Below are 22,518 nucleotides of genomic sequence, written 5' to 3' on the forward strand. Positions count from 1 at the left end.
TGTGTGTTGATGACGTTGTTATATTTTATTCATCTATTTTGCTAAGCGTGTCGCGACAGCGACGTTCAGCGGTGACCAGTTCCATAAGAACCACTTTAATGTCATCCATCTGTTGTGAAAGATCGGCTTTTTTCTCACTGATAAGGTCAAGCATGGTGACTAACTGTTTTGCACTTGATTTATCAGCATCATACAGTTCAAACAAACGACCAGTTTCAGCTAAGGTGAAACCTAAACGCTTGCCGCGCAGTATTAGCTTTAGGCGAACCTTGTCGCGCTTGGAGTAAATACGTGTTTGACCATTGCGCTCTGGCGATATTAACCCTTGGTCTTCGTAAAAACGGATAGAGCGGGTGGTAATATCAAATTCTTTAGCCAATTCACTAATGCTAAAAGTTTGTTCGTTTTTAGCCGGCTCGTTGGCTGAATTTGCAAAGTTTGTTTGATTATCTGATTTCATTGTAATGTTTACCTCATTCGAATAACCCCAATATAAGTGAAGTTTACGTAAAGGTAAAGTGTGATCTGGTTGTTATACTTTAGACGTATAAAATAAAAGCGGAAATGCAGCAGAAGTTGAGTGTTTATGAACGCTATAAGCTAGTTAGGCAGTATGTAATAAATTTTTAGCAAGCTAACTTTACAGTTTTTACACTAATTAGAAAGTTGATTTTAGATTTACGTTGGCGTAAACGTAAATTTTATGTATGCTCGTATTTATCAGATTAGTTTAAACATTAAGCTAAACATAATAAAACATGTTTGCGTTAATTGAAAATGGAGCCTTTTATGTCTTTCGAAAGCGTTGTAATTGTAGCAGCAAAACGCACCCCAATGGGTGGATTTATGGGCGCACTAAGTGATGCGCAGTCTACCGAATTAGGTGCTACGGCCATTGCAGGCGCACTTGCTCAAACGGGTTTAAGCAATGATGCAATTGATGAAGTTATTATGGGCTGCGTATTACCAGCCGGTTTAGGCCAAGCACCTGCACGTCAAGCAATGCTTAAAGCAGGGCTTGCACTAAGCACCGGCGCTACCACTATTAATAAAGTATGCGGCTCGGGTTTGAAAGCAGCGATGTTAGCGAATGATTTAATTAAGGCAGGCTCTATTGAATCAGCAATCGCTGGTGGCATGGAAAGCATGACCAATGCACCTTACTTTATTCCTAAAGCCCGCGGCGGTATGCGTATGGGACATGGCGAAATCAAAGATCACATGATGAGTGATGGCTTAGAAGACGCCTACGACAATAAAGCAATGGGATGCTTTGCTCAAGACACAGCCGATGAATACGGTATTGGTCGTGAGCAAATGGATACGTTTGCACTGGGTTCATTAAGTAAAGCAAACGCAGCCATAGACAATGGGTGGTTTGATAACGAGATTACACCGCACACTATTAAAACGCGTAAAGGCGATGTCACCGTTTCAATTGATGAGCAACCTGGCAACGCACGCCCTGAAAAAATTCCAAGCTTAAGAGCTGCATTTAAAAAAGACGGCACTATTACTGCCGCTAATTCATCGTCTATTTCAGATGGTGGTGCTGCACTAATACTAATGAGCGAATCAAAAGCAAAAGCTGAGGGTTTAACACCACTTTGTAAAATTGTTGCTCACAGCACTCATTCTCAAAAACCAAGTGAATTTACAGTAGCCCCAGTGGGCGCAATGAACAGCGTTCTTGAAAAAGCTGGCTGGACAATCGCCGATGTTGATTTGTGGGAAATTAATGAAGCGTTTGCCATGGTCACTATGCTGGCTATTAACGAATTAAAGCTCGATGAAAGCAAAGTAAACGTCAATGGTGGTGCGTGTGCACTAGGCCACCCAATTGGTGCTAGTGGCGCACGTATTTTAGTAACACTTATTCATGCGCTTAAAAACCGAGGCCTCAAAAAAGGCGTTGCCTCTTTGTGTATAGGTGGCGGTGAAGCCGTTGCTATGGCAGTCGAAGCACTTTAACTGATAACAAAGCCGCAGCAACTATAACAATCACAGCGCTGCGGCAATTAAATTGACTCAATAGGATTTATTATGCACCAAGTACCCTTATTAATTAACGGCGAGTTCGTTCAGTCAACGTCAAATGAATTAATTGATGTTGTAAACCCAGCTAATCAAGAAGTGCTCGCGCAAGTGCCATGCGCTACAGACGCAGAGATGGATGCGGCGATTGCATCAGCAAGCGAAACATTTAAAACGTGGAAAGATGTGCCAATTACAGAGCGTGCGCGCATTATGATGAAATACGCGGCGCTATTAAAAGAAAACCATGATGAACTAGCCACTATTATTTGTCATGAGCTAGGCAAAACGTTTGAAGATGCAAAAGGTGATGTGTGGCGTGGTATTGAGGTAGTTGAACAAGCAGCTAATGCGCCGTCGTTAATGATGGGTGAAACCATGGAAAACGTAGCGCGCAAAATCGATACGTATTCTTACATGCAACCACTGGGTGTGTGTGCAGGTATTACGCCATTTAACTTTCCGGCAATGATCCCATTGTGGATGTTCCCACTGGCAATTGTGTGTGGTAACACCTTTATTTTAAAACCGTCTGAGCAAGATCCACTTACTCCTATGCGCTTAGCTGAGCTATTTATTGAAGCCGGTGCGCCAAAAGGCGTGTTACAAGTAGTACATGGTACAAAACCACAAGTTGACCGCTTATTAGAAGACAAAGCCGTTCGTGCTATTTCATTTGTGGGTTCATGTGGTGTAGGTGCCTATATTTACTCTAAAGGCACACAAAACTTAAAACGCGTTCAAGCGTGTGTTGGCGCTAAAAACCACATGGTAATTATGCCTGATGCGAGTAAATCGCATGTTGTTAATAACCTTGTGGGTGCCTCTGTAGGTGCAGCAGGTCAGCGCTGTATGGGTATTTCAGTGGCGGTATTTGTTGGTCAAGCAAAAGACTGGGTTGATGAAATTAAAGCAGGCTTTGAAGGTGTACGCCCAGGTGTTTGGGATGATGCAGACGCGGCTTATGGCCCACAAACATCACCTGCTGCAAAAGCACGTATTTTATCACTAATTGCCGATGGTAAAGCACAAGGCGCTACCTGTTTAATTGATGGCTCTGACTTTAGCGTTGAAGGTTACGAGCAAGGTAACTGGGTAGGCCCTACATTATTTACTGATGTAACCAAAGATATGAACTTGTACAAAGAAGAGATTTTTGGCCCAGTATTGGCGTGTATGTTTGTTGATACCCTTGAAGAAGCCATTGCGCTTATTAACGAGAGCCCTTACGGCAACGGTACCTCACTATTCACCTCAAGTGGTGCGGCTGCACGTAAATTCCAACACGAAATTGAAGTAGGCCAAGTGGGTATTAATGTGCCAATTCCTGTGCCTTTACCATTTTTCTCGTTCACGGGTTGGAAAGGCTCATTCTACGGTGATACTCACACGTATGGTAAACAAGGTATTCGTTTTTACACAGAAACCAAAACCATTACCTCTCGCTGGTTTGAAGATGATATCGCTTCAGGTCCAAATATGAGTATTAATCTTAAGTAACATTTTAACCGCATAATCAATAAAAAAGAGGGGCACAACACACAGTGTTGTCGCTCCTCACTAATAACTCCCTTGATGGGATGCACCGACAACAAACAAAACACTACAAGAGGTCTACCATGGACTTTAACTTATCTGAAGATCAACAAGCTTTTGCGCAAACGGCGCGTCAATTCGCAGAATCAGAACTAGCACCACATGCAGCTAAGTGGGATCGCGAACATATTTTCCCAAAAGACACAATTAAAGCCGCTGGTGAGCTTGGTTTTTGTGGCTTATACACCCCAGAAGAAGCCGGTGGTTTAGGTTTATCTCGTTTAGATTCAAGCATTATTTTTGAGCAACTTGCACTGGGTTGTACAGCTACTACGGCTATGCTGACCATTCATAATATGGCAACCTGGATGATCGCAAGCTTTGGTACCGATGCAGTAAAAGACAAATACGTTGAACAATTGGTAATGGGTGAGTTGTTAGCCTCTTACTGTTTAACCGAGCCAGGCTCTGGCTCTGATGCTGCGTCATTAAAAACTAAAGCAGTTCGTGATGGCGATGAGTATGTTATTAACGGCTCAAAAATGTTTATTTCTGGCGCCGGTGAAACAGAAATTTTAGTTGTAATGGCACGTACAGGGGCTGATGGCCCAAGTGGCATTTCAGCGTTTGTTGTACCTGCAGATGCCAAAGGTATTGAGTACGGCAAAGCAGAAGAAAAAATGGGTTGGAATGCACAACCAACACGCTTAATTAGTTTTGAAGATGTACGAATTCCAGCAGCAAACTTATTAGGCCAAGAAGGCGAAGGCTTTAAGTTTGCCATGCAAGGATTAGATGGCGGCCGTATTAATATTGCAACTTGCTCTATTGGTACTGCACAAGCTGCACTTAATACCGCACGTGAGTATTTAAAAGAGCGTACCCAATTTGGTAAGCCATTGGCAGCATTTCAAGCGCTACAATTTAAAATTGCCGATATGAATACCGAGCTTGTCGCAGCGCGCCAAATGGTACGACTCGCGGCGTTTAAACTTGATACTAACGACAGTGAAAAAACCACTTATTGTGCGATGGCTAAACGCTTTGCAACCGATGTTGGTTTTACTGTGTGTAACGATGCGCTGCAAATTCATGGGGGCTACGGTTACATTAAAGAGTACCCACTTGAACGCCACGTACGCGATGTACGTGTTCATCAAATTTTAGAAGGCACTAACGAAATTATGCGTGTGATTATTGCACGTCGTATCTTAGCCGAATCAGCCAGCGAAGTTTTATAAGGAGATTAGTATGTCAAATCCTAGCATTGAATTAACTATTGAAGGTCATGTTGCCATTTTAACTATGTCGAATCCGCCAGCGAATACCTGGACGAAAGACACCTTAGTGGCGCTTAAAGACACAGTTAATCAGCTCAACACCAATAAAAATATTTATGCATTAGTACTGACTGGTGAAGGCGAGAAGTTTTTTAGCGCCGGTGCCGACCTAAATGTATTTGCCAGTGGCGACAAAGGTGTAGCCGCAGATATGTCATGTGTATTTGGTGAAGCATTCGAAGCGCTAACTAATTTTAGAGGTGTGTCGGTTGCAGCCATTAATGGTTATGCAATGGGTGGCGGCCTTGAAGTAGCGCTTGCTTGCGACATTCGTATTGCAGAAGAACAAGCACAAATGGCATTGCCTGAAGCAAAAGTGGGTTTATTACCCTGTGCTGGTGGAACGCAAAACTTAGCATGGCTCGTTGGTGAAGGCTGGGCAAAACGCATGATTTTATGCGGTGAGCGCTTAAAAGCCGATAAAGCGCTACAAATTGGCTTAGTGGAAGAAGTGGTTGCACAAGGTGAAAGCTTTGCAGCAGCACTAAAACTGGCAAACCAAGTGTCAGAGCAAAGCCCATCGTCGGTTGCTGCATGTAAAACGCTGATTCAAAAAGGGCGTCATCAGCCAATGGCGAATGCATTGCCACTGGAGCGAGAGCTGTTTGTTGGTTTATTTGATACCGAAGATCAGCAAGAGGGCGTGAACGCCTTTTTAGAAAAACGCAAGGCTAATTGGGTGAATGGCTAATGAGTGAACTAACCCGTTTAAATTCAGCTGATGCTGCTGTGGTATTCGAAACGGCAACCACAGACAATGGCCGACTCATTGGTTTTGCTACGCTTAACGCGCCTAAGTCATTAAACGCGTTAAATTTTGAGATGATCAGCTTACTCGAGCCACAACTACAGCAATGGGACAAAGACGATAACATTGCATTAGTGGTTCTTAAAGGTGCTGGTGAAAAAGCATTTTGTGCCGGTGGCGATGTAGTGAGCTTACACAAATCAATGAGTGAGGGTAAACCGAGCTCACTGGTTGAAGAGTTTTTTACTCAAGAGTATCAGCTCGATTACCTAATTCACTGCTACAACAAACCCATTTTAGTCTGGGGTAACGGTATTGTAATGGGCGGCGGTTTAGGTTTAATGGCCGGTGCGAGCCATCGTGTGGTTACAGAAACATCACGCATCGCTATGCCAGAGCAAACCATTGGGCTTTACCCTGATGTAGGCGGCAGTTATTTTTTACATAAAATGCCTGCCCATGTTGGCTTGTTTTTAGGGCTTACCTCGGCGTCAATTAATTGTGAAGACGCTAAGCTTGTATCGCTTGCCGATCACTTTGTAAATTCTGATAAATACCCAGAGCTTGTTGAAGCGTTACTCAATACTAAATGGGGTAAAACAGCAAGTTTAAACCACGACAAGCTAAGTACCTTGCTTATTGAGTTAGATAACAACTCTAGCCGTATGCCAAAAGGCAATTTAAAAGCTAACTTATCGCTAATTCAAAAGTTAGGCGACTTTAACACGTTACAGCAGCAGGTCGATTACATTTTAAACCTAACCACAGATGACAAATGGCTACAACGCGCACAAAAATCGTTGGCGCATGGTTGTCCATTAAGTTGTGCTTTAGTGAGTGAGCAGCTTAAACATAGCAAAGGCAAAAACTTAGCTGACTGTTTTAAAATGGAATTGGGCATGTCGGTTCGTGCTGGCGAAGTGGGCGAGTTTCAAGAGGGTGTACGTGCCTTACTAATCGATAAAGACGGTACGCCACAGTGGCAATTTAACACTCTTAAAGATGTGCCAAACGAAGTAGTAGAGAGCTTTTTTGCAAATCGCTTTGGCGAGCAACATCCGCTAGAGCCGTACTTTTCACAACTAAATTTACAAGGGTAAAGCGATGAGTAAACTTAATATAGGATTTATTGGTTTAGGAAATATGGGCGGCCCAATGGCAGCAAACTTAGTTAAAGCAGGCCACAGTGTACGCGTTTTTGACTTAAGTGCAGAGGCCGTTAAAGAGCTTGTGAATCATGGGGCTAGTGCGGCGCAAAGCGCAAGTGACTGTGCGCACGAGGCTGATGTGCTAATTAGCATGCTACCGGCAAGCAAACATGTTAAATCACTTTATTTAGGCACAGACGAGCAGTCGGGTTTAATTAAAGTACTAAGTAAAAGCACATTAGTGATTGATTGTTCAACCATAGATGCACAATCGGCTCGTGATGTAGGCCATGCCCTAAGCGAGCAAGGTATTGCGTTTGTTGATGCACCTGTATCGGGTGGTGTAGCAGGCGCAACAGCGGGCACGCTTACATTTATTGTGGGTGGTGAGCAAACCGCATTCGATAAAGCCAATACTGTATTAGTCGATATGGGTAAAAACATATTCCATGCCGGTGATATTGGTGCAGGGCAAGTTGCTAAAATATGTAACAATATGCTGTTGAGTATTTTAATGGCGGGTACCAGTGAAGCCATTCAAATGGGCATTAATAACGGTCTCGACGCAAAAGTACTCAGCGACATAATGAGCGCAAGCTCGGGTCGAAACTGGACGTTAGAACTTTATAACCCCTGCCCAGGTGTTATGGAAACCGCACCAGCTAGTAACGACTATAAACCTGGCTTTATGGTCGATTTAATGGCTAAAGACTTAGGCCTTGCTATGGAGGCGGCGCAGCAGAGTAATTCACTGACGCCAATGGGCTCAATGGCTAAAAATTTATACACTATGATGCAGCACCAAGGTGCAGGCAGTGATGATTTTAGTGCCATTTTTAAATTGTTTTCGAAGTAGGAAAGTATTGTGGAAATAAAAAATAATACCGTAGTTATTACCGGTGGCGCACAAGGCTTAGGTTTTGCAATGGCGCAAAAGTTTGCCTTAATGGGCGCTAATATTGCCTTAATTGATATGGCACAAGCCCAGTTAAATGAAGCAACCGAGCAGCTATCTGCATTAGCAGGCGTAACAGGCACTATTAAAGGCTACAGCGCTAATGTAACGGTAGAGAGCGAAGTTGAAGACGTATTTAATACCATTAACAGTGACTTTGGTCACATTGGGGTATTAATTAATAACGCCGGCATTTTACGCGATGGTATGTTTATAAAAGCCAAAGACGGCAAAGTGGTTAAAAAAATGTCGCTTGATCAATTTCAATCAGTAATTGACGTTAACTTAACAGGTGTATTTTTAGCAGGGCGCGAAGCTGCAAGCCACATGATTGAATCAGGCAAAGGTGGCGTAATTGTAAATATGTCGAGCGTAGCGCGTGCGGGTAATATTGGCCAAACTAACTATGCTGCCTCAAAAGCCGGTGTTGTGGCACTAACCACTACATGGGCCAAAGAGCTTGGCCGTTTTGGTATCCGCGTTGGCGCCATTGCTCCAGGTGTTATTAGCACCGCAATGACCGATGTAATGAAGCCAGAAGCCAAACAGCGCATGCTAGCAGTAACACCAGTAGGGCGCTTAGGTGAAACCGGTGAAATAGCCCATACTGCTCAGTATATTATCGAAAACGACTTTTTCACTGGCCGTGTAGTAGAGATAGACGGCGGTATTCGTTTGTAAACTAATGTTTATAAACGTATGAGTGTTAGTTGATTTAAAAGCACAGCCTTTTGGGTTGTGCTTTTTTTGTTTTAAATCGCACCATTATAATTTAATCATGATTAGAAACAGAGATTTCATAAACGATATTCAAATAAAAAAAGATACTGTATATATAGACAGTTTATGGTGTTTTATCTAATAACATTATTAAAAGTCGTTTTGGTGTATTTTAACAACGATAATTTAGAACTTGCGTAATAACTTGTTTACATTGAAGTTGTTTAGTGGAATTATTGAGCCATGTAATATACGCCGTTTTGGGGTTTTATAACCCCCCAAAGTGGTGTTCAATAAGCTGTTATGTTTATGGAGAAAAAAATTGTCACCAGAGGAAATAAAGGCTGTTGCAGAGACATTAAAGATTTTTGGCGACATGACTGCATCAAAGCCAAATGAATGGCTTCCTGTTTTTGCCGCGTTAGGTGGTGCAGTGGCTGGTGCTATCGCATCCTTCTTCCCTACATGGCTTATAGAAAAACGTAGAGAATCTGCTTTTTCTAAGCAAATACAAAATTGCTTAGTAGCAGAGGTATCATCTCTTATAGAAATTATAGAACATCGAAATTATTTGGCCGCAATTAAAGCAGCGGTAAACCATCTAAAATCAAATCCTAAAGACAAATACTCTTTGGTCGTTGATGTGCCACCTCATTATTCAAGGTTGTACCAAGATAACTGCAAGCATATTGGTGTTGTCGATGCTCAGGTGGCTCGTGAAATAATTACATTCCACCAACTCATTGATGCCGTTATCCAGGATATGAAGTCTGATGGGCCTTTTAGTTCAGGGGCTTCACTGGAAACATTTGAAGAAATGGAATCAATCTTCGAGCGAGCAATATGCATAGGAAGGAAATTAACAGCAGCACATAACAAGCAGCTCTACCGTATTCCGTAACGTTGGCACCTTTTCCGCAAAAGAACGCGAAAAAGCCGCCAACAATACTCCACCGGTGAGCTGAGCGCTATGGTTCAATTAGAGACAGGTTTTATAATATTAATGAATGCAGATAATGCCATAGAGAGTCACTACAGAAAGCTCTTTGATATTTTGAATAATGAATTCGAAGATCTTTACGAATCAATAAATAATGACAAGTTAAGAATTTTATTCTCTACTCTTCACTCTAGCGTCACTAGTCTTTTTGACTCGATGAATAATAGGCTTCCAACAGATGAAGACACGGCTCACTTCTGGGCAGACCCGAGTAGGGAACTCATTAGATCTATAGAGACGATTGAAGCTTTAGAGAGATCTTTGAAGAACTCTGAATATGCATTCTATATTGAGGAGTACCATCGAGATAGACTTACTTTTTGTAAGAGCTTTCTAAGTAAGAGTGGTGGGAGTGAAATCCCCCCTTATACTGAAAAGCTAGAGATTTATTACACTATCCCAATATTTTTTCCACAAAGCTCAGTGAAAATTGAGAACAAAAATAAGACCGCTGATCTAAACGCTCTAGGTAGTGGGTCTTATGCAAATGTCTATAAGTATTTTGACAGCTTCTATAATAAAAACTTTGCTTTAAAGCGGGCAAAGAAAGATCTAAATGCAAAGGAAATTGAAAGGTTTAAGCGAGAGTACGAACAAATGAGTATGCTAAGCTCACCATATGTTCTAGAAGTTTATGGATACAATGAGAAAAACAATGAGTACATTATGGAATTTATGGACAACTCATTGGATAAGTATATGTTAAAAAACAATTCCAAGTTATCGTTTCAGGATCGCGTTAAGTTAGGGCTGCAAATACTCAGAGCTTTCTCGTACATACATTCTAAAAATATTTTGCACAGGGATATTAGCCCTAAAAATATTCTACTCAAAGAATATGATGATGTGGCTGTAGTGAAAATAGCGGATTTTGGCCTGGTGAAAATCGTTGATAGCGAACTAACTTCTGAAAATACGGATTTTAAAGGCTACTATAATGATCCAAGCCTAGTTACAGAAGGATTTGATAGTTATAGCATCTTGCATGAAACATACGCGTTGACTCGTATTTTATATTACGTCTTAACCGGAAAGAGTAATACAGAAAAGTCACCAGAGAATGTGCGTGCTTTCATTGATATAGGCCTGAGTAGTGATAAGTCTATTAGATTTAAAGATGTTGATGAGTTACGCATGGCTTTTCAAGCTATCGCACCAGTGTAATTTTGCCGTGAACCATAACAAAACCCAGCAGTTCTTAGCCTTCGGCTACCGGACTCGCTTCGCTCGCCGCTGTGGGCGGCGTTAGATGATAAGGGAATAATGACCAATCATTACCACCTGCTAATCAAAACCCCTGATACAAATTTAGGCCGAGCCATGAAGCATATTAATGGCCTTTATACCCAATACTTTAATCGAACACATAATACGGATGGTGCGTTGTTTAGAGGGCGCTACAAAGCGGTGCTTGTGGATGCAGATAACTATTTATTGCATGTTAGTCGGTACATTCACCGTAACCCAATTGAAACGAGTAACCCCTTGGTAGAAGAGCTTGTTAAATATAAGTGGTCTAGCTATTCAGCTTTCATTCGAAGGGGAGTAACGCCTAAATGGCTCGTTCGAGACTTTATATTTTCGTTGCAAGGCAAAAAGCGTAAATATGCAGCTTATAAGCAGTTTGTGGAATATGAAAACAACAAAGAAATAAGCGCTTTTTATGGTGCTAAAAAGTTATTGTCGGTTTTGGGTTGTGAGGACTTTATTGAAAACATAAAAGACTATATTGCCAAGTCAGATAGTGAAAGCAAGTTTGTTAGTAAAAAGTACTCTGCAAATGATGTAATTGCTTATGTAGCTAAACATTTTAGTGTTGAAGTAGATGATATAGTAATGGTTAAAAAGGGGCGCAAAGAGAAAAACTTACCCCGTTGGTTTGCTATTAAATTGTGCCAAGATTTAACGGGATTAAATTTGCAGGCTCTAGCAGATGTTTTTAATGTTGAGCATTATTCGGCGATATCGAAAACTGTCGGTAGGTTGAACACATTAATGGTTGAAGATAGAAAGGTTAAATTACAATTGTACAAGCTGCAAGATTGTTTGATGTCTGAAGTCAAGATTTGACCCCATTTGCTTTGAAGTCAAGATTTGACCCCATTTGCTTTAACAATCCGCGTCATTCAGGGCCTTCGGGCCGGAATGACGCTCTTAAGTTCGCGCGCATGTGCGGAGCGCTATACACAAGGATGAGCAGTGGCATTTAAATCTACGATTTTATTTTTTTTATATTTATGATTTCTGGTTGTGCTTCACGAAGTGCAGAAGAGATCGGGTGTAATTTCACTTCTGGCTCTTACTTTACTTAGCATGACAAAGAAAGTTCTTGGATCGATAATTTTTTTACCCTAAATAAAAGCCACTCAGACACTTGTAATCCCCCTTCAAAACGCCGATTAAAAATATCAAACACTTCTTTATATGCTGCGTAACAGTACAGTAATTGATTGAACCAAAATAGGAACTCAGCTATGGTTTGTTTATAAATAAAAACAAATAAAAAACGAGTTAATCTACAGGCTCGTTAGTCCCACAAGAGGAAGACATGCGTATTAAATTTATACTTATATTGATAACTTTATTTTCGAGCGTATCAAGTGCGCAAGACTTTTTTGTTAAGGAAGTGAGGTTCAAAAACATTGTTGCCAATCTCTATCTTCCTAATACCTCAGAAAAAGTTCCTGTGGTTATTGCAATCGGTGGTTCTGAGGGAGGAATCAGCACAGGTGATGCCAATGGTAAAATGATTGCACCACATGGGATCGCTGTATTAGGGCTCGCCTACTTTAAAGAAAAAGGGATTGCTCAGACACTAGATCAAATACCCTTAGAATATTTTTTAAGTGCAATTGATTATCTTGAGACTGTTTCTTCAATAGATTCGTCAAAAATTGGTTTTATTGGTGGTTCTAGGGGAGCTGAATTAGCGCTTTTATTAGCATCGATGGAACCACGCATCAAATCTGTTGTAGCGACAACTCCAAGCAAAGTAGCTTGGTACGGAATGACTACAGCAAAGTCAGCGTGGACATTTAACGGAAAAGATATTCCTGCTTTAAGCTTGGAACTTGATGAAAAGGCTCCTTTACTTAATCGATTTGAAGTTGCTTTAGAAAATAAAGACAATGTAGCAAACTCATTATTCTCTTTCGAAAAAATAAATGGTCCAATATTGCTGATTTCAGCAAAAAACGATCAAGTTTGGCCTTCATTTCAAATGTCGAACGAGATAGAGGAATACCTTAAAAAACATAATTTCAAACATTCCGTCACACACAACGCATATCCAACAGGTCATGGTTTTAGTCAAGAGACAGCGCCTGAAATAAAACAGTCAATAATTGACCATTTCATGCGTACTTTATAGTGCTAACATATATGAACCTTAACCGAGTCAATGGACTAGTTTTTTTACCGTTTTCATAAATTGACGTTTAATTCTAAATCAAAAAACAATTCGTTTGCTTCGTCTGTTAAGTAGGTAGCTTACAGCAAATTATGGATTCATGTTACTGTAAAAGTTCATTGAGCTGTCTCCTATAAGGTTGGTTACCCTTTCATCGTAGTTGAATAATCGCGATGCAGGGGAGGAGGCTTAATGAGAATCAAGCCATTACAACAGGACAAAAAATTGTTGGCTTTTCTCCTTCGTCACTTATTTAAATCAACTAAATTTGCCTATTATTTGGGCGTGATGGATTAGTTTAGTCTTTAACATAATAGGTTACAAAATGTATGAATTTTTAGTTGGCTTGGAAGTTTCGGACAATGGCGCGTATTCAGACTATAGAGCGGCTATGGCACCCATTCTTAGTGCTTTTGGTGGCGGTTTCGGTTTTGATTTTGTAGTTTCGGAGGTTCTTCTTTCAAAAGTTGATACTCCTATTAATCGAGTGTTTACAATTCATTTCCCAAATAAAACCATCTCAGAAAACTTCTTTTCCGATCCTGAATATTTAAAAGTAAAAGCTCAATTCTTTGACGTGTCTGTATCTCACGTAACAATCATTGCGGGCTATGAAAAAGACTCTCAAAATATCATCTAAAAAATATTTTTACTCTGTATTTAAACCTTTATAACAGTTTTTGCGACTAAGTTTTAAAGCAAATAATAAAGGTTTTGTATGAACTACTTAAAGCAGGTTTTAAATATAGCATTATTGGTATTAGTTAGCTTTGCGGGTATTAAGCCCGTGCAAGCTACTAACTTACCTTTTGAACAAATAATCACACCTCAACAAGCAAAGCGAGATGTTGCGCAGTGGTCACAATGGCTGCACAGTACGCACCCTGATTTAAAACACAGTGTGGCCGACATTGATGCTTTTTACTTGCAACTAAATACTATAACCGCAGCTATTACCGATGAACTTAGCGTGCGGGAATTATGGGCCCGTTTAGCGGTATTAAATTCAACATTGGCTGATGGGCATTTAAAAGTAGGGCATGCTTCTACGTCGCAATGGCGTAAATGGGTCAATGGTGGCGTGGGGCTTTTTCCATTTGAAGTTGCGATTGTAAACCAGAAACTTTATATAAAATCTAACACGGGCGGTACCAAGAGTGGCTATGCTGAGCAGCAAATAAAGGCGATTAATGGCGTGCCATATGAGCAAGTCGTAGCTCAGTTATTACGCCGCACACATGGTGATACTGATGAATTTAGACAAGAAGTATTAGCACGTCAATTTCATCGTTTATTATATTTAACGTTTGGTTACTCAGAGCAATTTAGCATTACCTTAGCAGATGAAGAGCTCACGCTAGCTGCGAGCAAAACTTTGCCACAAAGCATGGTTGAACGCTCATTTGTAGATACTTTTAATGTTGAGTAAACAGGTGAGACGGCAACCCTTACAGTTAATTCATTTTCATGGCCTGATTTTAAGCAATACCTTGCCTTTATGGACGCCACTTTTACTCAGCTAACAGAAAAAAACATAAAGCACCTAATAATTGATATCAGTAATAATGGCGGTGGCGATGATGACTTTTGGATGGCAGGAATTATGCGTTATATAACGGATGTACCATATCGTCACTTTTCCCATTATCGCTCTAAGGTGTTGTTAAAGTATCGTGATCCAGGCCAAATAGTAGGTGAAATTGAGTCTGGTGAAAACACTCGTTTTATACAGCCAGAACCTGATCTTGCTAACTTTTTTACCGGGGATGTTGCTGTAAAAATAGGGGCTTACACTTATTCGTCAGCAATTGTGTTTGCTAACACCCTACAAGATTTTTCAATTGCGCCATTGGTTGGCGAAGACACAACAGGAAGAAGCACTCAAACTGGGGGGATCCAGTTTTTAAACTTAATACATAGTAATTTGCAGATGGTCAGCCCGTGCTTTATTTTGACAAGGCCAAATGGTGAGCTGCAAATGACTGGCGTTAAAGTTTCTTCGTTGTGACGCTTAAACACCGAGAACTGATATTAGCATTTTGTTCGTTCACTAAAGTGGCTGTCGCTTTAAAACATTGCTTAGTATAAAAATCTAAGCAATTGTCTTTAATGCGTATTTTGCTAAACTATAAGCGCTGATACTCGAGTATAAATGTATAACTAACTTCGAGCCATATATTTACCTTTGAATATTTTTATTTATAAAAGGTATTCTATCTAAACTATTACAATTAAGGAAAACGCGTTCCAATGTTTAGGAAAAACATTCGTTGCAGCTTACACATTTTATCATTAAGCACATTATTACTTACCAGCCTACTACCACAGGTAAAGGCCGATGAAATAGATGACTTTTTACTAGAGAAAATGCGCACAGCTAATATTCCAGGATTACAACTGGCAATCGTGAAAGACAATAGGCTGATAAAAAAAGCCAGTTACGGCCTGTCGAACTTACAAGACCAGATCACGGTACAAAACCATACCCCTTTTCCTATTTTTTCGATGACTAAAGCTTTTACTGGCGTTGCAATTATGCAACTTGCCGCTGAAAACAAGTTATCGGTTAACGATCCGATTTCAAAGCATTTAGATGATTTGCCTAAAGCATGGCAACCGCTAACTATCCGTCAGCTGCTAAGCCATACTTCTGGTTTACCTAAAATATTAAATGGTCATTGGGTTGATTTAATTTCCAATGGTCAGCCAGATCCTGCGTGGCAAGAAGTACTTACTTTACCAATGCGTTATGAAACCAATAGCCGCTTTGAGTACAACCAAACAGGTTACATTTTGTTAGGTAAAATTATTGATAAGTTATCGGGTCAGCCTTTTTCTAATTATATTCAGAAAAATCAGTTGGCTAAACTAGATATGCCCATAACTTTGGCTGCAGGTTTTGCTCATACTGAATCTATTGTCCCTAATCAAGCTCGTCCTTACGTTGCTGGCAATCAAGGAAAGCTAAAGACGGTACAAATAACTTTCGACCCATTCTTTAGAACTGCGGCGGGTATGAGTGCTACCGCAACTGAGCTTGCTAATTACGCGATAGCGCTTCAACAACGACAACTCCTTGATGAGAAGTACCTTAAAGAAATGTGGTCACCAACGCGTTTAAAGAGTGGTCAAACTGCAGGTTTTAGCAATTTAGAAAATGGTTACGCTCTAGGTTGGCAAACAATTGGACGAGAGCAGCATCCAGCAGTAAGTGCCAGTGGTGGTGATGCTAATTCAATGGTGATTTATCCAAAAGATCACTTAACCATCATTGTATTAACTAATAAGCTAGGAAGCTTGCCAATATTCTTTATTGATGAAATTGCTGGCTTTTATTACCCTGAGATGAAAGCTGAAAATGGTTGGGGGTTGTCACAAGACTTATTCAAACTTTTCCAAGGGATTAAAAAACAGGGCTTTAATCAAGCCATCACTTTAGCGGATGAGATGAAAGTAAGTGCAGCGTTTGATGTGCAAGAAATTAATCTTTTGGGCTATCGCTATGTGGCTAAAAATGAACTAGCAAAGGCATTAGAGATATTTAAGCTAAATGTTCATTTGTTTCCCGACAATGCAAATGCTTATGATAGTTTAGGTGAAACCTATGCTGCACTTGGAAATAAACCAGAAGCGATAGCTAATTACGAAAAAGTACTCGCATTTTTGCCGAATAATCAACATGCCCTTAAGCAGCTGGCTCGGTTGAACCAATAACCTAACAAAGCGTAGACAATAAATAAAATCGCGCTAAGGCAACTACCATACTTCGCGCGCTTTTAAAAACTATGCTGGTCGAACTATATGCGGTAAATCTTTACTTCAGACATCAAAAGCCCAATCTTTAAAAGTATTAGTTACTCAAAGCCAGACGACCTCATTGTTCTTATATTTACTGCTGTATATTACTTCTAAACACGTTGATTTATTAAAGCGATAACTTTAGGTTGCCGTTTTTTATTCCTACTATTTAAGTTTATTTTAAGCTTACTCAATTAATACTCAAATTCAAGAACCTTTAAACCATGCATCTGATTTACTGACTCATTGTATGTTTCAGATCATTAAACAGAGGATGATTAAAGGTTAGCCTGAAAACATATACTTATACCCATAAGTGAGCTTTTAACTTTAATGCGTTTATTAGGAGGTATTATGAATTTTAAAAATACAGATACTCATTACAATACACTCTCTGTTGCTTTACATTGGTTGATGTTTATTTTAATTGTGACTGTGTACGGCAGTATTGAACTTCGCGAATTATTTGATAAAGGCACTGAAACACGTGATGCCTTTAAAATGTGGCATTTTATGTTGGGTTTATCGGTTTTAGCTTTAGTTAGTGTGAGGTTAGCTGCGCGTTTAGTGGGTGGTGCAGCACCTGCCATACACCCTGAGCCTGCAAAATGGCAAAATAAATTAGCTATATTTGTTCATATTGCGCTGTATGTGTTTATGTTTGCTATGCCTATAGCTGGTTGGCTAATTTTGAGTTTAGCAGGTAAACCCATCCCGTTTTTTGGTTTAGAGTTGCCTGCTTTGGCCGCTCAAAACTTTGAACTTGCTAAAAGCATTAAAGAGATACATGAAACCGCAGGGGAAGTGGGGTATTACGTAATAGGTTTACATGCGGCTGCGGCTTTGTTTCACCATTATATTTTGGCTGATAATACGGTATCGCGAATGCGTTTGCCTAAATAATAAAAAAGTTAATAGTAAAAAGGGAGACAGTGTCTCCCTTTTTAATGTTTAATACTCTAATAAACCCGATTCTAAACCCACCCCAATGTTTACCATTTACATATAATTGGCACCGATAGATCATGCAATATCTCGCCGGTATCGCGCTTATAGGTTTGTAATTAAAAGCTCTCTGCATGGCTACCGCAGTGAATGCCTGTGGGGTCATTAAAAATTTGCTTAGTGCGGTCATTATTTATAGTCAAATGGATAAAATCTTGTCTGCAGACATTTTATAAAATCATTTAGCGTTAGTTGAATTGTTTTTTGTAAAAATATGGTCTTTGTTAGTCATTAAAGATTTAAAGGGCACACAATGAACTTAACATATGCAAATAACGCAATTACCTTGCTACTTGCACTTAGTTTTATACTACTTGGTGTATCGTTTGCGCTCGGTGCAAATCCAAACACACTAATAGCGACATTTAGCTTTTACGAGCTTGATAGCGTATTAAATACTAATACGCTAGGTCTACTAAGTGGTACAGCCATGATTATGTTAGTGGTAGTAACCCTATTGGCACACTTTAAATTAATACAGCCAACCTCAGCATTTATGCTAGCGCTTGTTGTTAGCATTGTGCCTTTACTAACCTTATTAGCAAGTAATCGCTGGATGACTCAGTTAGGGGGCTTTCCTATTATTGGTAGTGGGCAGGGAATAATTAAATACTTTGCTGTAGTGCCTTTATACTTATTTTTATTTTATAAAAATAAGATGAGCGACAAACAGCATGTCCTTTTAAACTTTATTCCTATGGCTATGGTTTTGCTATGGATTGGCGGTATGAAATTTTACGATTTTGAAGCTAAGGCCATTGTAGGCTTAGTCGAAACCTCGCCTTTTATGTCTTGGTTATATAGTTTATTTAGCGTGCAAGGTGCGTCGAACGTGATTGGTGGGTTTGATGTATTATTTGCGCTACTACTAGGCGCTGGTATTTTATTAAATAATAAAAAACTAATTATAGTTAGTGGTTTAGCATGCTTGAGCGTTTTTTTAATGACCCAAACGTTTTTACTGTCTGCCCCTAACGCATTTAGCTCAAGTACGCTGTTGGCGCGGTTAGGGCAATTTGTAATTAAAGATTTATGGTATGTGGGAAATTTAATTGTTATTGCCACTTTAATGCTCTCTAAACCAGCTAAACATAGTTAAAGCAATATGCTTTGTTGTTACCGCTACAAAATTATTAAATAAAATAATGTGTATAAATAAGAACGTTATTTATACACAAAAAAGCGCCAAAACAGTAAACCATTTTGGCGCTTTTAATTAAGCAAATTAATTTTGATTAGTTAGCTAATAGCCACTCACTTAGTAAACGTACACCAAAACCTGTACCACCTGGTGAAAGCTCATCTTTGCCTTTTTTCACTAATGCATTACCAGCGATATCGATATGTACCCAACGGGTTTCGCCAGCAAAATGCTCTAAGAAAGTAGCGGCAGTGGTTGCACCAGGGCCACCTGAACCTACATTTGTTATATCAGCAATGTCAGATTTCAGCATATCTTTATAACCTAACGGTAAACGCCATAGGTTTTCGTTTACTTGTTTACCTGCAAGGGTAAGTTGCGATACTAGCGTGTCATCATCAGAGAATACCGCTGCGTATTCATTACCAACAGCACGAATTTTAGAACCCGTTAAGGTTGCAACATCAATCATGATCTCTGGCTTGTAGTGCTCACGTGCATACCACATTGCATCACTTAGAACTAAACGACCTTCAGCATCGGTATTTAAAATTTCTACACTTAAGCCTTCAGCGGTGCGAACAACATCGCCAGGAGCTACAGCAAACTGCGATACCATATTAGCTGCCATGCCCATAACGGCTACCACGTTTTTATCGGCTTTAGCTAACGCCATTGCTTTTACAGTACCAAGTACTGCAGCAGCACCAGCCATGTCTGATTTCATACGTGCAATAGACGCACCGGTTTTAATACTGTAACCACCTGAGTCGAACGTAATGCCTTTACCAACAAGGGCAATAGGGGCATCGTCAGAGCCTTTATAATGAGCAACCACTAAACGTGCACCTTGCTGGCTACCTCTACCTACAGCTTCTAATGCGCCCATGCCTAGCTCTTTTAGCTCTTTAGGCTCTAACACTTTGATAGTAACCCCTAACGACGCTAATTCTTTTGCTGCATTGGCAAAATCAACCGGCGTCATTTCTGTAGCCACTTCTGATGTTAAATCGCGTGCTAAAAATACACCTGCTTGAATACTCTCTAATTGGCTGTAAAGCTTGCGAGTTTGCTTGGTGTTATCAACATCAAACGTATAGCTAACTGTTTCAGTGCTTGGTTCTTTTTTGTAGTTTTCAAAACGGTGATCGCGTAGGTTTGCACCGTGGGCAAAATTAGCAGCAAGTGCTGCGTTGTCGTTTGTACCCGTAACATCATCAAAAATAACACTGGCAGTGCCCGCTTTAGCTTTAACTAGGCGAGCATGAATATTACCGCCTAACTTAGCCGCTTTTGCTTTATTTAATTCGTCTGCTTTACCTGTACCTACAACCAAAATACGGCTGTAGTTACTTTTACTAGGCGCGACAAGTTGCGCGACTTTAGCGTAATCGCCAGTAAAGTTTTCTATATCGATAACACGTTGTAATTGGCCATCGAATTGTTTATCAAGTGTTTTAAATTGGCTGTTGCTGCCATCTTGGCTATAAAATACAACCAGCGTATTTGCGTCGCTGTCTACTTTTGTAGAAAAATTAAAGTGTGCTGCTTGTGCATTAATACACATACCCAGTGCAAGCGCGATTGAAGAGGCTTTTATAATACGTTTCATTTTTTAACCTAAGAATAATTTAAAGGGGTGTTTTACCCTATTTAGGCTGTTATGGGTAAGTAGGATACGGTGAAACCGCAAATATCAGCGATATACGTCAAAATCATTAGTAAGTAATATAAATTTGACTAATGGAAGTGACCTTAAAGGTTTAATAAAAATAACGGTCGCGTTACTATCAAACATAAAGGCATTACGCAGCTTTAAACCACCAACCTAGAGAATCTGCATTGAAAGCAAAAGAAATTCGCAACTTTTATATTAACGAAGAACAGTCTGTTTATTTGTTATCGCACCGTGATGCTAAAAAGCATCGCCAGTGGCTTAACATTTGTATTAAACAGCTAACACTACTTGGTTATAAAAATGTCGAAATGATTGGCTCTGGTGCGTTTGGCTTTGTTTTTGCGGGTGATGATGAACATGGCCTGCCTTGGGTGTTTAAATTTTCAAGAATAACGCTGGCGCAAAGTGTACGAGATCGCCTTGAAGACGAAGCGTATATGCTATCTCAAATTGATAATCCGCTAATACCAAAATTTTATGGCTTTGAGCGAATTAAAAAACAGGGCATTTTGATGATGGCTCGTGCAACAGGTGAAGATCTTGAAAAAGTATCACTTAAGCAAGGGCGACTATCTGCTGCAAAAATAATGAACTTAGCGGTAAAATTGAGAAATGTGTTGCTCGATTTACGCCATCATAAAAACGGATTAAGCCCACAACCTATTGTGCATGGCGATATTAAACCCTCTAACTTGGTGTGGGATGAAAAAGCCAAGCAGCTTTCATTGGTTGATTGGGGGAGTTCGGTATATGCCCAAGTAGATGAACAAGGCAACCCTATTGCCAGTAATTTTATGGATTTAATGTCGGGTGATTTAAGCACGACTAACGCGCGAATGGGTGATGTGTATTTTATTGGTGATGCGCAAATGTCTGGTGAAAAGTCATCCCCTCGTTTTGATGAGCAAGGGGTTGCATCAACTTTGTATGCACTTGCATCGGCTCAGTCTTGTCGATTTGGCGCTCAGGCTATTCCGGCCAGTAGTTTAATGTTACCTAAGGAGCTGGCAAACGTTATTGATGGCATGCTTTCAAAAGAACGGTTGGTAAGAGACAAAGCGGGTGACTACTTTATGCGTAACATAGAAACCATGGCAAAAGCATTTTTACCAGAGCTACCAAAGCAAGACACTAAAGCACGCATTCCTTTTTGGTTTAGCCAAGATCCTGAGCCCGAAACCGTTGTATATAGTTCCCGAAAACAATTTTTACGCCAAGCCGACCATAAACAGCAATTACTCGATGTAAACGATGCCCAGTTAGATAGGTATTACAAAGAATTTTTGTTTGATACTGGGGATACCGAAAAAGCGTTTTTAGCCTCAATTAGTCGCTTAGCGAAATACCCTGTAGTAGGGGGGCTGAGTTTTCATTGGAAAGATGATTCTTTATATGTTGAGTCATCACTTATTATGCACGATGAAGCTTTAGCAACCGCATTTACTGATGCGGTAAACAATACAGTGATGCTTGCACAAGCGATTAGTCAAAAGGGCTTATTTAAGTGTTGTTTATTTGATGCCCGTAAAACGATTCAGCTAGAACGCGATGGCACCGGTGCGTTTAAATTTAACCAGTTACCTGAGCTTGATTATGAAGTGGTTAATGTAAAAGCCAGCGATGTAACCCGTCCGCACTCATATTTTGAAGATGGTAAAGATCCCGATGAACAACTGCAACTGCCTAAAAAGGTGATTAAATGTGTATTTGAGCTAAACCAGATACATCATACGGGTTGTATTATTTTTGAAGCACTACCAGATAGGATGAAGATTCACCATTACTATCGATTGCTCGATGCTAGTAAAGAAGTTGAATTTAAACGTTTGCTAAATAAACTCATGCAGTACGCGGTTAATATTACTGATGTTGGGGTCGCTGGTTTTATGAAGTTGCCGTATAAAAATACTCGCGAGTTTAGTTTATGCGAGCAGCAACCCAGCAATTATTATCCTAAAAATCCAAAACAACTACTTAATTAATAAGTCACTCGCTGAGGCTGGTGG

General features: G+C 40.1%; 19 protein-coding genes and 2 pseudogenes. 18 read left to right on the forward strand and 3 right to left on the reverse strand.

The window, feature by feature from the left end:
• Window positions 1-25 precede the first annotated feature (25 nt).
• Window positions 26-460 (reverse strand): MerR family DNA-binding transcriptional regulator, encoded by a 435-nt coding sequence (locus FLM47_RS07530; protein ID WP_008114692.1) that lies wholly within the window; start codon window positions 458-460, stop codon window positions 26-28.
• A 329-nt stretch (window positions 461-789) separates the two neighbouring features.
• On the opposite strand from FLM47_RS07530, the gene FLM47_RS07535 reads away from it, so the two are divergent.
• The 16 genes and pseudogenes from FLM47_RS07535 to FLM47_RS07610 all read left to right on the forward strand — a co-directional run bounded on the left by FLM47_RS07535 (window position 790) and on the right by FLM47_RS07610 (window position 17,591).
• Window positions 790-1,971: a thiolase family protein gene (locus FLM47_RS07535; RefSeq protein WP_178956043.1), complete on the forward strand. Its 1,182-nt coding sequence runs from the start codon at window positions 790-792 to the stop codon at window positions 1,969-1,971.
• Between the two features lie 72 nt (window positions 1,972-2,043).
• Window positions 2,044-3,534, forward strand: a complete 1,491-nt coding sequence (locus FLM47_RS07540) for a CoA-acylating methylmalonate-semialdehyde dehydrogenase (RefSeq protein ID WP_076919545.1) — start codon at window positions 2,044-2,046, stop codon at window positions 3,532-3,534.
• A 119-nt stretch (window positions 3,535-3,653) separates the two neighbouring features.
• Window positions 3,654-4,811: an acyl-CoA dehydrogenase family protein gene (locus FLM47_RS07545; RefSeq protein WP_010389955.1), complete on the forward strand. Its 1,158-nt coding sequence runs from the start codon at window positions 3,654-3,656 to the stop codon at window positions 4,809-4,811.
• Between the two features lie 10 nt (window positions 4,812-4,821).
• The gene (locus FLM47_RS07550) at window positions 4,822-5,601 is read left to right on the forward strand and encodes an enoyl-CoA hydratase (RefSeq protein WP_076919543.1); all 780 of its coding nucleotides are present in this window, start codon (window positions 4,822-4,824) and stop codon (window positions 5,599-5,601) included.
• Window positions 5,601-6,758 carry an enoyl-CoA hydratase/isomerase family protein gene (locus tag FLM47_RS07555; protein WP_178956044.1) on the forward strand — a complete coding sequence of 386 codons (1,158 nt, stop codon included), beginning with the start codon at window positions 5,601-5,603 and terminating at the stop codon, window positions 6,756-6,758. Before FLM47_RS07550 ends, FLM47_RS07555 begins: the two co-directional genes overlap by 1 nt.
• Window positions 6,759-6,762: 4 nt before the next feature.
• Window positions 6,763-7,662, forward strand: a complete 900-nt coding sequence (gene mmsB, locus FLM47_RS07560; protein ID WP_054200896.1) for a 3-hydroxyisobutyrate dehydrogenase — start codon at window positions 6,763-6,765, stop codon at window positions 7,660-7,662.
• 9 nt (window positions 7,663-7,671) lie between these two features.
• Window positions 7,672-8,442 (forward strand): SDR family oxidoreductase, encoded by a 771-nt coding sequence (locus FLM47_RS07565; protein ID WP_178956045.1) that lies wholly within the window; start codon window positions 7,672-7,674, stop codon window positions 8,440-8,442.
• Window positions 8,443-8,803: 361 nt separating this feature from the next.
• Window positions 8,804-9,382, forward strand: a complete 579-nt coding sequence (locus FLM47_RS07570) for a hypothetical protein (RefSeq protein WP_218648496.1) — start codon at window positions 8,804-8,806, stop codon at window positions 9,380-9,382.
• A 69-nt stretch (window positions 9,383-9,451) separates the two neighbouring features.
• Window positions 9,452-10,645: a protein kinase family protein gene (locus tag FLM47_RS07575; RefSeq protein ID WP_218648497.1), complete on the forward strand. Its 1,194-nt coding sequence runs from the start codon at window positions 9,452-9,454 to the stop codon at window positions 10,643-10,645.
• 99 nt (window positions 10,646-10,744) lie between these two features.
• Complete coding sequence (locus tag FLM47_RS07580) at window positions 10,745-11,551, forward strand: transposase (RefSeq protein ID WP_178956046.1); 807 nt, start codon at window positions 10,745-10,747, stop codon at window positions 11,549-11,551.
• Between the two features lie 478 nt (window positions 11,552-12,029).
• Window positions 12,030-12,851 carry an acyl-CoA thioester hydrolase/BAAT C-terminal domain-containing protein gene (locus tag FLM47_RS07585; protein WP_178956047.1) on the forward strand — a complete coding sequence of 274 codons (822 nt, stop codon included), beginning with the start codon at window positions 12,030-12,032 and terminating at the stop codon, window positions 12,849-12,851.
• 364 nt (window positions 12,852-13,215) lie between these two features.
• Complete coding sequence (locus tag FLM47_RS07590) at window positions 13,216-13,530, forward strand: DUF1330 domain-containing protein (protein ID WP_178956048.1); 315 nt, start codon at window positions 13,216-13,218, stop codon at window positions 13,528-13,530.
• Between the two features lie 78 nt (window positions 13,531-13,608).
• On the forward strand, window positions 13,609-14,319 hold the full coding sequence (locus FLM47_RS07595; RefSeq protein ID WP_178956049.1) for a hypothetical protein: 711 nt from the start codon (window positions 13,609-13,611) through the stop codon (window positions 14,317-14,319).
• A 24-nt stretch (window positions 14,320-14,343) separates the two neighbouring features.
• Window positions 14,344-14,898: pseudogene (locus tag FLM47_RS07600) on the forward strand (S41 family peptidase); the annotation flags it as partial.
• Between the two features lie 242 nt (window positions 14,899-15,140).
• Complete coding sequence (locus tag FLM47_RS07605; RefSeq protein WP_178956050.1) at window positions 15,141-16,604, forward strand: serine hydrolase domain-containing protein; 1,464 nt, start codon at window positions 15,141-15,143, stop codon at window positions 16,602-16,604.
• A gap of 438 nt (window positions 16,605-17,042) precedes the next feature.
• Window positions 17,043-17,591 carry a cytochrome b gene (locus FLM47_RS07610; RefSeq protein ID WP_178956051.1) on the forward strand — a complete coding sequence of 183 codons (549 nt, stop codon included), beginning with the start codon at window positions 17,043-17,045 and terminating at the stop codon, window positions 17,589-17,591.
• On the opposite strand, the pseudogene FLM47_RS18840 reads toward FLM47_RS07610, so the two are convergent.
• Window positions 17,584-17,821, reverse strand: a pseudogene (locus FLM47_RS18840) (hypothetical protein); the annotation flags it as partial. The gene FLM47_RS07610 and the pseudogene FLM47_RS18840 sit on opposite strands and share 8 nt — an antisense overlap.
• Before the next feature lie 125 nt (window positions 17,822-17,946).
• On the opposite strand from FLM47_RS18840, the gene FLM47_RS07615 reads away from it, so the two are divergent.
• Window positions 17,947-18,792 carry a DUF417 family protein gene (locus FLM47_RS07615; protein WP_178956052.1) on the forward strand — a complete coding sequence of 282 codons (846 nt, stop codon included), beginning with the start codon at window positions 17,947-17,949 and terminating at the stop codon, window positions 18,790-18,792.
• 136 nt (window positions 18,793-18,928) lie between these two features.
• On the opposite strand, the gene FLM47_RS07620 is transcribed toward FLM47_RS07615, so the two are convergent.
• Complete coding sequence (locus FLM47_RS07620; protein ID WP_178956053.1) at window positions 18,929-20,446, reverse strand: leucyl aminopeptidase; 1,518 nt, start codon at window positions 20,444-20,446, stop codon at window positions 18,929-18,931.
• A gap of 230 nt (window positions 20,447-20,676) precedes the next feature.
• Between FLM47_RS07620 and FLM47_RS07625 the strand changes: the two genes are divergently transcribed.
• Window positions 20,677-22,494, forward strand: coding sequence for a phosphotransferase (locus FLM47_RS07625; RefSeq protein WP_178956054.1), 1,818 nt, complete (start codon window positions 20,677-20,679; stop codon window positions 22,492-22,494).
• Window positions 22,495-22,518: the final 24 nt, after the last annotated feature.

This window comes from Pseudoalteromonas sp. Scap06 (genome assembly GCF_013394165.1).
Lineage (GTDB): Bacteria > Pseudomonadota > Gammaproteobacteria > Enterobacterales > Alteromonadaceae > Pseudoalteromonas.

Excerpts from the sequence above, each read along its gene's own strand:
- FLM47_RS07550 (WP_076919543.1), top strand. The coding sequence starts at position 4,822 with ATGTCAAATCCTAGCATTGAATTAACTATTGAAGGTCATGTTGCCATT.
- FLM47_RS07555 (WP_178956044.1), top strand. The coding sequence starts at position 5,601 with ATGAGTGAACTAACCCGTTTAAATTCAGCTGATGCTGCTGTGGTATTC.
- FLM47_RS07590 (WP_178956048.1), top strand. The coding sequence starts at position 13,216 with ATGTATGAATTTTTAGTTGGCTTGGAAGTTTCGGACAATGGCGCGTAT.
- FLM47_RS07580 (WP_178956046.1), top strand. The coding sequence starts at position 10,745 with ATGACCAATCATTACCACCTGCTAATCAAAACCCCTGATACAAATTTA.
- FLM47_RS07585 (WP_178956047.1), top strand. The coding sequence starts at position 12,030 with ATGCGTATTAAATTTATACTTATATTGATAACTTTATTTTCGAGCGTA.
- FLM47_RS07540 (WP_076919545.1), top strand. The coding sequence starts at position 2,044 with ATGCACCAAGTACCCTTATTAATTAACGGCGAGTTCGTTCAGTCAACG.
- mmsB (WP_054200896.1), top strand. The coding sequence starts at position 6,763 with ATGAGTAAACTTAATATAGGATTTATTGGTTTAGGAAATATGGGCGGC.
- FLM47_RS07595 (WP_178956049.1), top strand. The coding sequence starts at position 13,609 with ATGAACTACTTAAAGCAGGTTTTAAATATAGCATTATTGGTATTAGTT.
- FLM47_RS07535 (WP_178956043.1), top strand. The coding sequence starts at position 790 with ATGTCTTTCGAAAGCGTTGTAATTGTAGCAGCAAAACGCACCCCAATG.
- FLM47_RS07620 (WP_178956053.1), bottom strand. The coding sequence starts at position 20,446 with ATGAAACGTATTATAAAAGCCTCTTCAATCGCGCTTGCACTGGGTATG.
- FLM47_RS07575 (WP_218648497.1), top strand. The coding sequence starts at position 9,452 with ATGGTTCAATTAGAGACAGGTTTTATAATATTAATGAATGCAGATAAT.
- FLM47_RS07545 (WP_010389955.1), top strand. The coding sequence starts at position 3,654 with ATGGACTTTAACTTATCTGAAGATCAACAAGCTTTTGCGCAAACGGCG.
- FLM47_RS07530 (WP_008114692.1), bottom strand. The coding sequence starts at position 460 with ATGAAATCAGATAATCAAACAAACTTTGCAAATTCAGCCAACGAGCCG.
- FLM47_RS07615 (WP_178956052.1), top strand. The coding sequence starts at position 17,947 with ATGAACTTAACATATGCAAATAACGCAATTACCTTGCTACTTGCACTT.
- FLM47_RS07610 (WP_178956051.1), top strand. The coding sequence starts at position 17,043 with ATGAATTTTAAAAATACAGATACTCATTACAATACACTCTCTGTTGCT.
- FLM47_RS07605 (WP_178956050.1), top strand. The coding sequence starts at position 15,141 with ATGTTTAGGAAAAACATTCGTTGCAGCTTACACATTTTATCATTAAGC.